Consider the following 15234-nt stretch of genomic DNA (forward strand, 5'->3'; position numbering starts at 1 on the left):
GACGCGATCGGACCCCAGCACCCGCAGACGAGAGGACACCGCATTGACGGAGCAGCAGCTGCGTGAGCAGCTCGTGGAGATCGGAGCCAGCCTGTTCGACCGGGGGTTCTCGGTGGGCAGCGCCGGGAACCTGAGCGTGCGCACCCGTGACGGCTTCCTCATGACGCCCACGAACTCGTCGCTGGGACGGCTCACGGCGGACTCGCTCGCGGAGCTGGACCATGGGTGGAACCATGTGGGCGGGCCCCGGCCGTCCAAAGAGGTGGTGATGCATCGAGCGCTCTACGAGGTGCGTCCCGAGGCCCAGGCCGTCGTGCACCTGCACTCCACCTACGTGACGGCGGTGAGCTGCCTGGCCGAGGAGGGCCCGGTGATCCCGGCCCTGACACCGTACTTCGTGATGCGGGTGGGCCGTGAGGTGCCGATGGTTCCCTACTTCCGTCCTGGGTCGGCGGAGGTGGACGTCGAGCTGCGCGCCGCCGCGCGGCAGGGGCCGGCGGTGGTCCTGGCGAACCACGGATCGATCGTGGCCGGAGAGTCGCTGGAGGCGGCGTCGAACGCCGCCGAGGAGCTCGAGGTGTCCGCACAGCTGGCGTTCCTGGTCAGGGATCGCTCGGTGCGGCCGTTGACCGAGGCTCAGATCCAGGAGCTGCTGGACTGAGCTCGCCCGCTTCGCCCCGCCTTCACGTCGAGTGGGGAGGAGGGACCGTCCCTGAGGCCGTTCGGTGGTCCGGTCCGCCTCGCCCGCGATAGTGTGAAGGTTGGTGAACCTTCGTCTTCCGAGGAGCTCGTGCATGTCAGCAGCAGATGAACTCGACGGCCCGTTCGAGAAGCGGTTCGTGGCCCTGGGCGATTCGTTCACCGAGGGTGTCGGGGACATCGACCCTTCGAGCCCCAACGACTGCCGCGGCTGGGCCGACCGGGTCGCCGCGCAGCTGATCGCCAACGACTCCTCCTGGGGATACGCGAACCTGGCGATCCGAGGGAAGAAGATCGGCCAGGTCCTCGACGAGCAGCTCGAGACCGCGCTGGCCATGGAACCCACGCTGGTGACCATCTACGCCGGCGGCAACGACATCCTCCGCCCGCTGGTCAACATCGACGGTCTCATGGCCCGCTACCGGCATGCGGTGAAGAAGCTGGTGGACTCCGGCGCCAGGGTCGTGATGTTCACCGGATTCGACTCGGCCAAGGCGCCGCTGTTCAAGGCCACCCGCGGTCGCACCGCCATCTACAACGAGCACGTGCGCAAGATCGCCGATGACCTCGACATCGATCTCGTCGACTTCTGGCACATGAAGGAGTTCCAGGACTGGCGATACTGGGATGTGGACCGCATGCACCTGGGCATCGCCGGCCACACCCGCATGGCGAAGGCGGTCCTGAAGGTGCTCGGGGAGACCGACGAGATCGACGACCCGGAGATCGAGGAGCTTCCGCCGCTCTCCCTGCTGGAGAAGACCGTGGACAACGTCAGCTGGGGCCGTGAACACGTCTACCCGTGGGTGAAGCGGCGCCTGACCGGGCGCTCCTCCGGCGATGACATGTCTCCGAAGTACCCGGAACTGACCTCCCGCATCTGGTGAGGTCCGGAGCCTCGAGCCGCCGGCGCTGATCCGGGCTGCGGCAGGGCTTCCGCTCAGGGTCGGCTCAGGGTCGGCTCAGGGTCGGATGTCGACGCCCGTCGACACCGGCTGTCGCCTGGGGGCGAATGTGCGGTGATCCAGGGCTCCGTAGCGTCGGAGGCATGGATCGACCAGCCACCCAGACGACGGTTCAGCCCTCTGGTTGCCCCCGCCGCTCGCCGCAGGGCCTCGCCGTCGGCGTCGCCCTGACCTGCCGGTGGCTGTTCACCGGTGCGGTGGTGGTGCAGACGCTGATGGTCCTCGTCCAGCCGTTCCTCGCCGGCGGAAGCTTGGACGGGCATGCTGCGGCGCTGACGGCGCACGCCATCATCGGCGGTCTCCTCGTACCGGCCTCCATGGCCCTGGTGATCCTCGGCGTGCTGTGGTGGAGACCCGGCGGCGGCACCGTCTGGGGGCCGTCCCTGGCCCTGCTGCTGGTCGTGATGGTGATCGGCCAGGTCGCACTCGGGCACCTGCATCTGCTCAGCGTCCATGTGCCCCTCGGCGCGGTCATCCTGCTGGTGACGTGCCTGCTGTGCCTGCTCGCTCTCCGGGGCGTCTCCGGGCGCCGTGCCGCGCGGACCCGGTCCGGGCTCCAGGCCGAGGGCGTCCGATGAGCCCTGCCGACCGACTGCTCGGGCGTCGCCACGTCCTCAGGCTCGGAGTCAGCGGGCTCGGCCTGGCCGCCCTAGGGGCTGCGGGTTGCGGGTCCGCGCCGGTGCGCACCGCTCGCAGCACCGTGGGGCAGGTGGACTTCCGGCACGCCCTCCACATCCCGCCTCTGGCCGAACCGACCCGGGTACAGGGCGACGACGGCGCGCGTCTCACCTTCGACCTCGCCGCCCAGGAAGGGCGCGCGCACATCGTCGACCAGGGCGAGACCCGGACCTGGGGCATCAACGGGGACCACCTGGGCCCCACCCTGCGGGCGCGACGCGGGGACACGGTGATCGTCCGGTTCACCAATGGGCTCTCCGAGACCACCACCCTGCACTGGCACGGGATGCATCTGCCCGCAGAGGCCGACGGCGGCCCCCATCAGATGGTCGAGCCGGGGGAGAGCTGGGAGCCGTCCTGGCGCATCGCCCAGCCTGCGGCCACCCTCTGGTACCACCCGCACCCGCATGGGGAGACGGAGGCGCATGTCCATCGGGGGATCGCGGGCCTGTTCCTCCTCGACGACGACGAGGAGGAGGCGCTTGATCTGCCTCGGGAGTACGGCGTCGATGACATCCCGGTCATCGTCCAGGACCGCACCTTCGATGCACAGGGCCAGCTGGTGGAGACCTCGCACCGCAACAACGGGATGCTCGGGGAGACGGTCCTGGTCAACGGCACCGCCGACCCGGTCCTCGAGGTCTCCGCCGAACGCACGCGGCTGCGGATCCTCAACGGCTCCGGTGCACGCAGTTACGCCTTCGGCTTCGAAGACGGGAGGACGTTCGCGATGATCGCCTCAGACGGGGGACTGCTGCCCGCCCCGGTCCGGATGGAGAGGATCATGCTCACGCCCGGGGAACGCGCCGAGATCCTCGTGGACATGGAACCCGCCGAGGAGGTGGTCCTGCGCTCCTTCCCGCAGGACCTGGGCCTCACGCGCGGCATGGCGGACAGCACCGGGTCGGGGGACGAGCTGGACATCATGCTGCTCCGCGCTGCTCAGACGCTTCGCCCTGCCTCTGCCCTGCCGAGCATCTTGGCGAGGCTGGAGGCGCTCGAGGAGACCGCAGCCTCCACGGTCCGCGGCTTCGAGCTGCGCACCAACCGGATCAACGGACGGTCGATGGACAGGGGCCGGATCGACGAGGTCGTCACGGCCGGCACCACCGAGATCTGGGAGGTGTGGAACGACCACGGCCAGCCGCACAACGTCCACATCCACGATGTCCAGTTCCAGATCCTCAGTGTGGGAGCCGAGCCTCCGCCTCCGGAGCTGGCCGGATGGAAGGACACCGTCTACCTCCCGCCCCACGAGCGGGTCCGGCTGATCATGCGGTTCAGCGACTACACCAGCACCGAGATCCCCTACATGTACCACTGTCACCTGCTCTGGCATGAGGATCAGGGCATGATGGGCCAGTTCGTGGTCGTGGCCCCCGGGGAGGAGGACGACGTCGACGTCGCACCTCGCCTGGGTGACGATGGCTCCGGTCCGCGGGAGCCTGGCCCCCACGGCCATTGACTCCGTCCGACCCCGCCTCGAGAAGCCGGAGGGGCCCCTCGAGAACGGATCGTCTCACCCTCTTGCATCACTGGTACTCAGTGTTACTATGTACCAGTAATCAGTGTCACTGAGTAGTGGGGAGACATGGTGGGCAGACAGGTGACCGAGATGCTCAAGGGCACGTTGGAGGGCATCGTGCTGGCCATCCTGGCCGGCCGCCCCGCCTACGGCTACGAGATCACCGCGTGGCTGCGCGACCAGGGGTTCGCCGACATCGCCGAAGGCACCATCTACGCCCTGCTGGTCCGGCTGGAGAAGCGGCAGCTGGTGGATGTGGAGAGGACCCCCTCGGAGAAGGGCCCGCCGCGCAAGGTGTACACGCTCAACGATCAGGGTCGGCAGCACCTCGATGAGTTCTGGAGGAACTGGACGTTCCTGGCCGAACGCATCGAGCAGCTCCGTGAGGAAGGGAAATAGACATGGTCGAGAGAAAGAAGTGGTTCGAGTGGCTGATCGGCTCGCTCGAGCAGAAGAGGCAGTACAAGCAGCAGCAGGCCCGCGTGAAGCAGCTGCCGGCGAGCTACCGCCAGGCCCAGGAAGCGATCCAGCGCTACCTCCTGCACCGGGGTGGGATCAGCAACGGTGAGGAGCTGCTGCAGATGCTCGAAGATCTCACCGAGCTCATGGAACGCGCCGCGGCCGACGGCACGTCCGTCGCTGAGGTCTTCGGCGAGGACCCGGTGGACTTCGCCGAAGAGTTCCTGGCCAACTACACCGACAGCCAGTGGATCAACAAGGAGAAGGACCGCCTCAAGAAGTCCATCGACGAGGCCGTTCGCATCGAGAACCAAGGGAACACGTCATGACCACGACGACGCTCCCCGAGCCCGCTGTCGACGTCCGTGACCTGAGAAAGGCCTACAAAGATCATGAGGTGCTCCAAGGGGTGGAATTCGCCGTGGCGCCCGGAAGCATCTTCGGCCTCCTGGGCTCCAACGGTGCAGGCAAGACCACCACGGTGCGCATCCTGTCCACGTTGTTGACGGCAGATTCCGGCGCTGCGCGGGTCAACGGCTTCGACGTCGCGCAGGACCCTGGAAGAGTGCGGGCATCCATCAGTCTCACCGGTCAATTCGCGGCCGTGGATGAGGTGCTCACCGGTCGGGAGAATCTCATCCTGGTGGCCCGCCTGCGGCACCTGACGAACTCCGGCGCCATCGCCGATGTGCTGCTGGAGAGATTCTCCCTCACTGATGCGGGCGGACGCAGAGCCTCCACCTATTCCGGCGGCATGCGCCGGCGGCTGGACATCGCCATGAGCCTGATCGGCGACCCCGAGGTCATCTTCCTCGATGAACCCACCACGGGCCTGGACCCGCAGTCTCGGCTTGATGTGTGGGATTCCATCACAGAGCTGGCCCGCGGCGGCACCACCATTCTGCTCACGACGCAGTACCTCGACGAAGTCGAGCAGCTCGCCGACCGGATCGCCATCCTGCATGAGGGCCGGATCATCGCCGACGGCACCCTCGCCGAGCTCAAGGATCTGCTGCCTCCCGCTGAGGTGGAGTACGTGGAGAAGCAGCCGAGCCTGGAGGAGATCTTTCTGTCCATCACCAGAGAAGAGCCGCGGACACGGGCGACGGCAGAGGACAGCTCATGAGCACCCAGGCCCTCAGCGAGACCCGTACCCTCTTGGGACGCTCCCTGCGCCACATAGGGCGCAGTCCTGACACGATCATCACCACGGCGATCATGCCCATCGCCTTCCTGCTGCTCTTCGTCTACGTCTTCGGCGGCGCGATCGACGCTGGCGCTGACGACTACGTGAACTACCTGCTCCCAGGGGTCCTGCTGATCACCGTGGCCTCAGGCATCGCCTACACCGCATACCGGCTTTTTCTGGATCTGCAGGGTGGCATCTTCGAGAGATTCAGCTCGTTGCCGATCGCTCGTTCCAGCGTTCTGTGGGCACACGTGCTCACGTCTCTGGTGTCCAACACAGTCTCGCTGGTCATCGTGATCGGTGTGGCGCTGCTGATGGGCTTCCGCTCCGGCGCCGGCGTACTGGCATGGCTGGCGGTCGCCGGGCTCCTGGTGGTGTTCACCCTCGCGCTGACCTGGCTGGCGGTCATCGCCGGGCTGTCGGCCAAGACCGTGGACGGCGCCAGCGCGTTCTCCTACCCGCTGATCTTTCTGCCCTTCCTCAGCTCAGCCTTCGTGCCGACCGACTCCATGCCCGCTCCGGTGAGGCTCTTCGCCGAGAACCAGCCTGTCACCCCGATCGTGGACACGCTTCGGCACCTGCTGGGTGGGACGCCTGTGGGTCTTGAGGTCTGGGTCGCGCTGGCCTGGTGCGTCGGGGTGGCGGCTGTCGGCTGCGTCGTCGCAGCGAGCATCTATCGCCGCCGGGTCTCGTGATCGGTGAGGTCGGCGGGCTCCGCGCATGAGCCGCACAGCCGGTGGGAGGCGGCGGCCACAGCCGCTCCCAGGGCCACGCCCGCCGTGGGGAGGTGAGATGCACGTCGCTCGTGGTCGGCCCCGTCGGACGAGGTCGGCCACGAGCGACGTGCGTGGGTTCAGGGTGCGGTGCCTCAGTCGAGCACGGCGGCCAGGGTCTCCTCCCAGAGCTCCAGCGCCTCGTCCACCTCGGTCTCGCTGACCACCAGCGCCGGGATGAACCGCACGTTCTGCCCATACATGCCGTTGTTCAGCAGCAGCAGGCCCCGCTTGGCCGCCTCCTGCTGGACAGCCGCCGACGTCGCGCCGTCCGGTTCGCCGTCGGCGTCGACGAACTCCACCGCCAGCATCAGGCCGAGTCCGGTCACCCCTGCCACCTGTGCATGCTGTCCGCCGACCCGTTCCAGTCCGGCACGAAGCTGGTCTCCGCGTGCGGCTGCGTTGTGCACCAGGTCCTCCTCCTGGATGACCTCCAGGGTGGCCAGCGCCGCGGCGCACGCCACCGCGTTGGCCCCGTAGGTGCCACCCTGGGAGCCCGGCCGGGCCTTGGACATGACCTCCTCGGAGGCCGCGATGCCCGAGATCGGAAAACCCGAAGCGATCCCCTTGGCGAACATCATGATGTCCGGTGAGACCCCGAAGTGGTCGAGTCCCCAGAATTCACCGGTCCTTCCGAAGCCGGTCTGCACCTCGTCGAGGATCAGCAGGATCCCATGCTCGTCAGCCCGCTGGCGCAGCCCTTCGAAGAAGCGGCGGTTGCCGGGCACGTATCCGCCTTCGCCCAGCACCGGCTCCACCAGGAACGCCGCGGTGTCCGCCGGTGCCGACTGGGTCTGCAGGACCAGGTCCAGTTCGCGGAGTGCGAAGTCGGTGGCCTGCTCCGCGTCGAAGCCGTAGGCGCGGTAGTGCCGGGGGTTCGGGAAGGGCGCGACGACCACGCCGGGCATCAGCGGGGCGAAGCCGGTCTTGAACTTGGTGCCAGAGGTGGTCAGCGAGGCCGCGGCGACGGTGCGTCCGTGGAATCCGCCCTGGAACACCACGATGTTCGGCCGTCCCGTGGCCTGCCTGGCCAGGCGCAGAGCGGCCTCGGCGGCCTCGGAGCCGGAGTTGGAGAAGAACAGCGAGTCGAGTCCCGCCGGCAGCACGTCGCCGAGCCGCTCGGTGAGACGCTGCAGCGGTTCGTGCATGATCGTCGTGTACTGGCCGTGGATGAGCTTCCCGACCTGGGCCTGCGCGGCCTCGACCACCTTCGGATGGCAGTGGCCGGTGCTGGTCACCCCGATGCCCGCGGTGAAGTCCAGATGCCGCCGGCCCTCGGTGTCGTACAGGTTCACGCCTTGGCCGTGCGTGGCGACCACGGGGGTCGCCTGCTTCAGGAGGGGGGAGAGAGTCGCCACCGGTGCACCTCATTCTGATTGTTGACAATCCGTTCGTGGCCTAGGCTACTTGGGGGAGCGCAGAATGTCAGCCCGCCGCCGGGACCGGTGTCGTCGCACCCGTGACCGGCCGTGCATGGCGGGCGTATCGTGAGCACCACGCCGTGAGAACAAGCGTCAGAAGGAGTCCAGATGACAGGCAGCACCACTGAGACCGTGACACCCAGCCGTGAGGCCGACGTCGTCGCCCAGGCCCCGAAGCAGCTCTTCATCGACGGCCAGTGGGTCGATGCCCGCGGCAGTCGCACCCTCGACGTCGTCGATCCATCCACCGGGGAGGTGCTGTGCGCGGTCGCCGATGCTTCCGTCGAGGACGGCTGGGACGCGCTGAAGGCTGCCGAACGCGCCCAGCCGGACCTGGCCGCGCTGCCGCCGCGCAAGCGGGCCGACATCCTGATGCGGGCCTTCGAGCTCATGCACGAGCGCGTCGACGACCTCGCCCTGCTGATGACCCTGGAGATGGGCAAGCCCCTGGCCGAGGCCAAGGGGGAGGTCCGCTATGCGGCCGAGTTCTTCCGGCACTTCGCCGAGGAGGCCACCCGCATCGACGGCGGCTACCAGACCGCCCCCACCGGAGGCTCCCGCTTCCTGGTGACCCGTCAGCCGGTGGGGCCCTCCATCCTCATCACCCCCTGGAACTTCCCGCTGGCCATGGGCGCCCGGAAGATCGGGCCCGCGCTCGCGGCAGGCTGCACCTCGGTGACCAAGCCGGCCGCCCAGACCCCGCTGTCCATGCTGGCGCTGGGGGACATCCTCGCCGAGGCCGGCGCCCCCGCCGGCAGCGTGAACATCCTGGCCACCTCCACCTCCGGGAAGGTCATGGAGCCGCTGATCCGGTCCGGGATCGCGCGCAAGCTCTCCTTCACCGGCTCCACCGAGGTGGGCCGGAGGCTGCTGGAGCAGTGTGCGGGCAAGGTGCTGCGCACCTCCATGGAGCTCGGCGGCAACGCGGCCTTCGTGGTCTTCGAGGACGCCGACCTGGAGAAGGCCGTCGACGGCGCCATGCTGGCCAAGATGCGCAATTCCGGGGAGGCCTGCACGGCGGCCAACCGGATCTTCGTGCACCGCAGCGTGATCGAGGAGTTCGGCCGCCGGCTCGCCGAGCGGATGTCCGAGATGACGGTCGGCCGCGGCGTCGACGACGGGGTGAAGGTCGGGCCGCTGATCGACGTGAACCAGCGGGACAAGGTCGCCGAGCTGGTCCAGGATGCGATCTCAGGCGGTGCGCGTGTGCTCACCGGAGGCAAGGTGCTCGACGGCGGCGGGTTCTTCTACGCGCCCACCGTGCTGGCCGACGTCCCGGCCTCCGCCCGGATGCGCGACGAGGAGATCTTCGGGCCGGTGGCGCCGCTGACTCCATTCGACACGGAGGAGGAGGCGGTGGCCGCGGTCAACGCCACCGAGTACGGGCTGGTCAACTACGTCTACACGGAGTCTCTGCGTCGCGGGCTGCGCGTGGCGGAGGCGGTGGAGTCCGGCATGGTCGGCCTCAACCAGGGCGTGGTCTCCAACCCGGCGGCTCCCTTCGGTGGAGTCAAGGAGTCAGGGCTGGGGCGCGAGGGCGGCCCCACCGGCATCGACGAGTTCCTCGAGACCAAGCTCATCGGGATCGCGATGGACTGACGTCCGGAGCGCCCACACTGTCTGCACATCGAGTGGGGGATTCACTGCCGCTATCGCGCCGAATGTGGCCGATAGCGGCAGTGAATCCCCCACTCGACGTGTGTCTGGGGCGGGCACGGGTGAGAATGCGCGGGCGTCGGGAATGAGTCGGGAATGAATCGACGGACCTCTCCGTTGGACACAGCATGCAAAGTTGAGTCGACTTGACTCAAGTCAGTTTGACACCTCGGCAGCCGAGGTGGAGACTTGAGCCTGGTTCACTCAAGCAGACCTGCGCTCCACCCCCGGAGCGAGAACGTCCACCGAAGGGAGTCCCCCACATGTCACGTGCAGTCGGCATCGACCTCGGAACCACCAACTCCGTCGTCACCGTCCTCGAAGGCGGCGAACCCACTGTGATCGCCAACGCCGAGGGTGCTCGCACCACGCCGTCCGTCGTCGCCTTCTCCAAGGATGACGAGGTCCTGGTCGGAGAGATCGCCCGCCGCCAGGCCGTCAACAACCCGGACCGCACCATCGCTTCGGTCAAGCGCCACATGGGCACTGACTGGAAGAAGGAGATCGGCGGCAAGACCTACACGCCGCAGGAGATCTCCGCCCGCACGCTGATGAAGCTCAAGCACGACGCCGAGTCCTACTTGGGCGAGGACGTCACCGAAGCCGTCATCACCGTGCCCGCCTACTTCAACGACGCCGAGCGTCAGGCCACCAAGGAGGCCGGTGAGATCGCCGGTCTGAAGGTCTCTCGCATCGTCAACGAGCCGACAGCCGCCGCCCTGGCGTACGGGCTGGACAAGGGCAAGGAGGACGAGCTCATCCTCGTCTTCGACCTCGGAGGCGGCACGTTCGACGTCTCGCTGCTCGAGGTGGGCAAGGATGAGGACGACTTCTCCACCATCCAGGTGCGCTCCACCGCCGGTGACAACCGCCTCGGCGGCGACGACTGGGACCAGCGCATCATCGACTGGCTGGTCCAGCAGGTCAAGAACAAGGAGGGTGTTGACCTCTCCAAGGACAAGATCGCCGTGCCGCGTCTGAAGGACGCCGCCGAGCAGGCGAAGAAGGAGCTGTCCTCGGCGACCTCCACTGACATCAACCTGCAGTACGCCGCCATGACCGAGAACGGTCCGGTGCACGTCAACGAGACGCTGTCCCGCGCCAAGTTCCAGGACCTGACCGCTGACCTGCTGGACCGCACCAAGAAGCCGTTCCAGGACGTCATCACCGAGGCCGGCGTCAAGGTCTCCGAGATCGACCACGTGATCCTCGTCGGCGGCTCCACCCGCATGCCGGCCGTGGCCGACCTGGTCAAGGAGCTCTCCGGCAAGGACGCCAACAAGGGCGTGAACCCGGACGAGGTCGTCGCCGTGGGCGCCGCTCTGCAGGCCGGTGTGCTCGCCGGTGAGCGCAAGGACGTGCTGCTGATCGACGTCACTCCGCTCTCCCTGGGCATCGAGACCAAGGGCGGAGTGATGACCAAGCTGATCGAGCGCAACACCGCGATCCCGACCAAGCGGTCCGAGGTCTTCTCCACCGCGGAGGACAACCAGCCCTCCGTGGCGGTGCAGGTCTTCCAGGGCGAGCGTGAGTTCACCCGGGACAACAAGGCGCTGGGCACCTTCGAACTGACTGGGATCGCCCCGGCTCCGCGGGGTGTCCCGCAGATCGAGGTCACCTTCGACATCGACGCCAACGGCATCGTCCATGTCTCCGCCAAGGACAAGGGCACCGGCACTGAGCAGTCCATGACCATCACCGGTGGCACCTCCCTGGACAAGGAAGACATCGACCGCATGGTCGCCGACGCCGAGACCCACGCGGAGGAGGACAAGAAGCGCCGCGAGGCCGCCGAGCAGCGCAACGCCGCCGAGACCACCGCCTACTCGGTGGACAAGCTGATCAAGGACAACGAGGACAAGCTCCCCGCCGAGGTCAAGGACGAGGTCCAGGCCGACGTCGACGCCCTGAAGAAGGCCCTGGAGGGTCAGGACAACGACGACGAGATCAAGGCCGCGTTCGAGAAGCTGCAGGCTTCGCAGACCAAGCTCGGCGAGGCGCTGTACTCGCAGGCCGGTGCTGACGCGGCCGCCGACGGCGCGCCCGCAGGCGACGCCTCCGGTGAGGACGAGGACATCGTCGACGCCGAGGTGGTCGACGAGGACGCCGACGAGAAGAAGTGAGAGGTCATCCCTGATGGCAGAGCAGGACCAGAACCCGGGCCCGGACGGCGCTGACCGTCCGGAGTCCGAGGAGCCGATCCGCTTCACCGACAAGCGTCGGATCGACCCGGAGACGGGTCGGCCACGCCACGCCGAGGGCGAGACCGGCGTCGAGGAAGGGGCTGCTGCAGCCTCCGCCGCGACGCCGGCCGACCCCGTGCGGGACCCCCTCGCCCAGGCTGAGCAGATCCTTCGGGACCTGCCGGGTGAGAGTGCTGAGGGAGTCGACGGCGAGGTGCTCGAGGAGCCGGAGCTGCAGGAGGTCCCGCTGGAAGCGGCTTCTGCGGGCGACCGCGAGGCCGAGCTGCAGGCCGACCTGCAGCGTCTCCAGGCGGAGTACGTGAACTACCGGCGCCGTGTGGAGCGGGACCGGAGTGTGGAGCGCACCCGCACCGTCGGCCAAGTCATCACTTCCCTGACTCCGGTGCTGGATGACATCCACGCCGCCCGTCAGGCCGGTGATCTGGTGGACGGTCCGTTCGCGGCGATCGCGGCGAAGCTGGAGTCACTGCTGGAGCAGCAGGGTCTGGAACGGATCGATGAGGAGGCTGTGCCCTTCGACCCCTCGGTCCACGAGGCCCTGATGCAGCAGCCGCACCCGGAGATCCCGGCGGACCACGTGGCCGCCGTGCTGCGGGCGGGCTACCGCCACGGCGACCGTGTGCTGCGCGCCGCGCAGGTGATGGTCTCCACCGGCCCGGCTGAGTGAGCCAGGCCTGACGCGGGACGGCTCCCGGAGAGCCGCCCCGCGTCCCGGGCGGGCGCCGGCGTCGTCCGCATCAGGACGACGCCGGCACCCGGCGCCACAGACAGGACAGCAGCGCAGACCCCGCCCCTTCGGGCGGCAGGACCGCACAGATGAAGCAGGGAGGGAGGCGCCGTGGCCTCGCAGGACTGGATCAACAAGGACTTCTACGCCATCCTCGGCGTCTCCAAGGACGCCTCTGAGGAAGAGATCAAGAAGGCGTACCGCAAGCTTGCCCGCACCTACCACCCGGACAAGAACCCCGGTGATGAGGCGGCCGAGCAGAAGTTCAAGGACGTCTCCGAGGCCAACACCGTGCTCTCTGACAAGGAGCAGCGCGAACAGTACGACGCCATCCGCGCGATGGGCTCGGGCGCCCGCTTCTCCGGTGCGCCAGGAGGTGCTGGCGGGGCATCCGGCTTCGAGGACATCTTCGGCGGGCTCTTCGGAGACGGCGGAGGCTTCGGCCGGGGCCGCAGCGGGCCCGACTTCTCGGACATCTTCGGCGGGATGGGCGGACGGTTCGGCGGCGGCGCGCCCGCCAAGGGTGCCGACCGTACCGCGAAGACCACCATCTCCTTCGCCGGAGCCGTCCGCGGCACCACTGTGGGACTGCGCGAACCCGACGGCAACGTCATCGACGTGCGCATCCCCGCCGGGGTGAAGGAGGGCCAGAAGGTCCGGGTGAAGGGCAAGGGCCAGCCGAGTCCCGGCGGCGCCGGTGACCTGCTGGTGGAGGTGTCCATCTCGCCGCACCGGTTCTTCGAGCGTGACGGTGACGACATCCGCATCCACCTGCCCACCTCCTTCGACGAGGCGGTGCTCGGCACCACGGTGCAGGTCCCCACCGTCCACGGAGAGAAGGTGCGCATCAAGATCCCGGCCGGGACGACGTCAGGGCGCACACTGCGGCTCAAAGGCCATGGGGTGCGCCGGAAGTCCAGCCAGGGCGACATGCTCGTCGTCGTCGACGTGCAGGTGCCCAAGGATCTTCCGGAGGAGGCCGTGGAGGCCGTGAAGGCCTACGCGGAGGCGACCCGCGACGTCGACCCCCGCGAAGATCTGGAGGCCCGCGCCGCATTGTGAGACGGCGGATGCGCGATGATGGAGGCATGACACAGGCCTGATCCCGGGCTGCCGGGACGGGAGCCAGGAGGTGACCAGCAGTGGTCAGGAGACGCCGGCCCCAGATCGGGGGCGAAGACCCTCGGATGATCGAGGTCGAGCATCGTCACGCACCCCTGTTCGTCATCTCGGTGGCCGCGGAGCTGGCGGACATGCACCCTCAGACGCTGCGCCAGTACGACCGCATCGGGCTCGTGACGCCTCGCCGACAGGGCGGTCGGCACCGGCGGTACTCGCCCTACGACGTTGAGCAGCTCCGGCAGATCCAGCAGCTCTCCCAGGAGGGCGTCTCGCTGGAGGGGATCCGGCGGATCATCGAGCTGCAGAACCGTGTGCTGGAGCTGGAGGAGACAGTCGACGCGCTGCGCTACGAGCTGCGCGAGGCCGAGCGGCACTCCACCAAGCCTCGGGTCTTCGCCGTGGGACCCGGTGGAGACGTCGTCACCGTGGCACGCGGGCGGCGCGCCCGGTCGAGCACCCAGGCTCTGGTGCTCTGGGACCCCCGCCGCCGGTGAGCCGGCTGCCCGTCTCCGATGGGCAGGGCGGGACACCGGGCGGTGGCGAGGCGTGGCCCGGTGTCAGGGACGCTGTGCGACGTCGGCCAGCAGCCCGGCCAGAAGCGCGGTCTGCGGTGCGATCTCCGAGAGCAGGATGTGCTCGTGGATCGCGTGGGGCCCTTCCCCGACCGCGCCCAGACCGTCGAGCACCGGCAGGCCGAGGGCGGAGACGAAGTTCGCATCCGAGGCGCCGCCCACTGCCGCCGGAACGATCGTGCGCCCCAGGGCGGCGGCGAGACGTCCGAGCCGGGCCATGGCGTCCTGCGAGGCCGGCGTCGGGTTCATCGGCGGTCTGTTGGCATCGACCTCGACCACCAGGTCCAGCCGGTCCTCGGCGTCGTAGGGAGCCGGCAGTCGCAGCCCGCGCAGGGCACCGGCCACCCGTTCCTGCTCGGCAGGGTCGGTCACCCGCACATCCACCTGGCACTCCGCCCGCCCGGCGATGACGTTGCGGCTGGTCCCGCCGTGGAAGGTGCCCACGGTGACCGTGGTGCCTTCCTCCGGTGCGGCCAGTCCGACGATGGCGGGGACCACCGCGGCCAGGGCGTGGATCGCGCTGGCGCCCTTCTCCGGTTCCAGACCCGCGTGGGCCTGCACCCCGTGGACGGTGAGATCGGCGAAGACCATGCCTTTGCGGCGGTCCTTCGGCTGGCCGCCGGCGCTGGGTTCCGGCACCAGGGTCAGGGCCGATTCGCGCGCCGCGGCCTCGATGGCCGGTCGCCCCGCCGCAGAGCCGATCTCCTCATCGCCGGTGAGCAGCAGCCGCACCGGAGGGTGCGGGACGCCCAGCTCACGCAGTGCGCGCAGAGCCCAGAGGGTCTGCACGATCCCGAACTTCATGTCCAGCACGCCCGGGCCGGTGAGCCGGTCCCCGTCGGCGGTCAGCGGCCAGCCGGCGAGCGTGCCGGCGGGCCAGACGGTGTCATAGTGACAGACCGAGAGCACCGCTGCGGCCGGATCGTCGACTGTGCCGCCGTCGTGGCCCTGTCCGGGCCAGCGCAGATCCAGGACATCGCCGTGGACGCCCCCAGGGATGCGGGTCTCTGCGACCGGTTCGCCGAGGCGTTCGGCCGCCAGGGTGCGGATCTCCTCGAGGCCGGCATCGAGCAGCGCCTTGTCGTGGCTGGGGGTCTCGCAGTGCACGATCCGCTGCAGGTCCTCCAGGAACTCGTCGTGGTGGGCGGCTGCATGCTGGCGCAGCGCCTGCAGGGGGACCGTGGGCTGTGCGTCGGCGGGGCCCGCGGACGAGGTGGATGTCATGGGGCGGTTCTCCAACGGGG

15 protein-coding genes are annotated in these 15234 nt (G+C 68.7%); 13 read left to right on the plus strand and 2 right to left on the minus strand.

What is annotated here, in order from left to right; genetic code table 11:
- Window positions 1-43: 43 nt before the first annotated feature.
- The 8 genes from otnC to HNR09_RS09700 all read left to right on the plus strand — a co-directional run bounded on the left by otnC (window position 44) and on the right by HNR09_RS09700 (window position 6210).
- Window positions 44-661: a 3-oxo-tetronate 4-phosphate decarboxylase gene (otnC, locus tag HNR09_RS09665; protein WP_179541845.1), complete on the plus strand. Its 618-nt coding sequence runs from the start codon at window positions 44-46 to the stop codon at window positions 659-661.
- 133 nt (window positions 662-794) lie between these two features.
- Window positions 795-1586, plus strand: coding sequence for an SGNH/GDSL hydrolase family protein (locus tag HNR09_RS09670; RefSeq protein ID WP_179541846.1), 792 nt, complete (start codon window positions 795-797; stop codon window positions 1584-1586).
- A gap of 161 nt (window positions 1587-1747) precedes the next feature.
- Window positions 1748-2242 (plus strand): hypothetical protein, encoded by a 495-nt coding sequence (locus HNR09_RS09675; RefSeq protein WP_179541847.1) that lies wholly within the window; start codon window positions 1748-1750, stop codon window positions 2240-2242.
- Window positions 2239-3807 (plus strand): multicopper oxidase family protein, encoded by a 1569-nt coding sequence (locus tag HNR09_RS09680; RefSeq protein WP_179541848.1) that lies wholly within the window; start codon window positions 2239-2241, stop codon window positions 3805-3807. The genes HNR09_RS09675 and HNR09_RS09680 overlap by 4 nt, the downstream gene beginning before the upstream one ends.
- Window positions 3808-3936: 129 nt before the next feature.
- Complete coding sequence (locus tag HNR09_RS09685; RefSeq protein WP_179543128.1) at window positions 3937-4266, plus strand: helix-turn-helix transcriptional regulator; 330 nt, start codon at window positions 3937-3939, stop codon at window positions 4264-4266.
- A gap of 2 nt (window positions 4267-4268) precedes the next feature.
- A complete protein-coding gene (locus HNR09_RS09690) occupies window positions 4269-4655 on the plus strand; it encodes a DUF1048 domain-containing protein (protein WP_179541849.1) in 387 nt (128 codons plus the stop codon).
- The gene (locus tag HNR09_RS09695; RefSeq protein ID WP_179541850.1) at window positions 4652-5452 is read left to right on the plus strand and encodes an ABC transporter ATP-binding protein; all 801 of its coding nucleotides are present in this window, start codon (window positions 4652-4654) and stop codon (window positions 5450-5452) included. The genes HNR09_RS09690 and HNR09_RS09695 overlap by 4 nt, the downstream gene beginning before the upstream one ends.
- Entirely contained in the window at window positions 5449-6210 is a 762-nt protein-coding gene (locus tag HNR09_RS09700) for an ABC transporter permease (RefSeq protein WP_179541851.1), read from the plus strand. The genes HNR09_RS09695 and HNR09_RS09700 overlap by 4 nt, the downstream gene beginning before the upstream one ends.
- Before the next feature lie 173 nt (window positions 6211-6383).
- Here HNR09_RS09700 and HNR09_RS09705 read toward each other — a convergent pair whose 3' ends face one another.
- Window positions 6384-7646, minus strand: a complete 1263-nt coding sequence (locus HNR09_RS09705; RefSeq protein ID WP_179541852.1) for an aminotransferase class III-fold pyridoxal phosphate-dependent enzyme — start codon at window positions 7644-7646, stop codon at window positions 6384-6386.
- A 171-nt stretch (window positions 7647-7817) separates the two neighbouring features.
- On the opposite strand from HNR09_RS09705, the gene HNR09_RS09710 reads away from it, so the two are divergent.
- The 5 genes from HNR09_RS09710 (at window position 7818) to HNR09_RS09730 (ending at window position 13912) form a co-directional block, all read left to right on the plus strand.
- Entirely contained in the window at window positions 7818-9308 is a 1491-nt protein-coding gene (locus HNR09_RS09710) for an NAD-dependent succinate-semialdehyde dehydrogenase (RefSeq protein ID WP_218881915.1), read from the plus strand.
- Window positions 9309-9628: 320 nt separating this feature from the next.
- Entirely contained in the window at window positions 9629-11488 is a 1860-nt protein-coding gene (gene dnaK / locus HNR09_RS09715; protein ID WP_179541853.1) for a molecular chaperone DnaK, read from the plus strand.
- A 13-nt stretch (window positions 11489-11501) separates the two neighbouring features.
- Window positions 11502-12236, plus strand: coding sequence for a nucleotide exchange factor GrpE (locus tag HNR09_RS09720; protein ID WP_179541854.1), 735 nt, complete (start codon window positions 11502-11504; stop codon window positions 12234-12236).
- A 171-nt stretch (window positions 12237-12407) separates the two neighbouring features.
- The gene (locus HNR09_RS09725) at window positions 12408-13358 is read left to right on the plus strand and encodes a DnaJ C-terminal domain-containing protein (protein WP_179541855.1); all 951 of its coding nucleotides are present in this window, start codon (window positions 12408-12410) and stop codon (window positions 13356-13358) included.
- Between the two features lie 125 nt (window positions 13359-13483).
- Window positions 13484-13912, plus strand: coding sequence for a heat shock protein transcriptional repressor HspR (locus HNR09_RS09730; RefSeq protein WP_179541856.1), 429 nt, complete (start codon window positions 13484-13486; stop codon window positions 13910-13912).
- A gap of 63 nt (window positions 13913-13975) precedes the next feature.
- On the opposite strand, the gene HNR09_RS09735 is transcribed toward HNR09_RS09730, so the two are convergent.
- Window positions 13976-15214 (minus strand): M20 family metallopeptidase, encoded by a 1239-nt coding sequence (locus HNR09_RS09735; RefSeq protein WP_179541857.1) that lies wholly within the window; start codon window positions 15212-15214, stop codon window positions 13976-13978.
- Window positions 15215-15234 lie beyond the last annotated feature (20 nt).

The organism is Nesterenkonia xinjiangensis, assembly GCF_013410745.1.
In the GTDB taxonomy this organism is placed as follows: Bacteria; Actinomycetota; Actinomycetes; order Actinomycetales; family Micrococcaceae; genus Nesterenkonia; species Nesterenkonia xinjiangensis.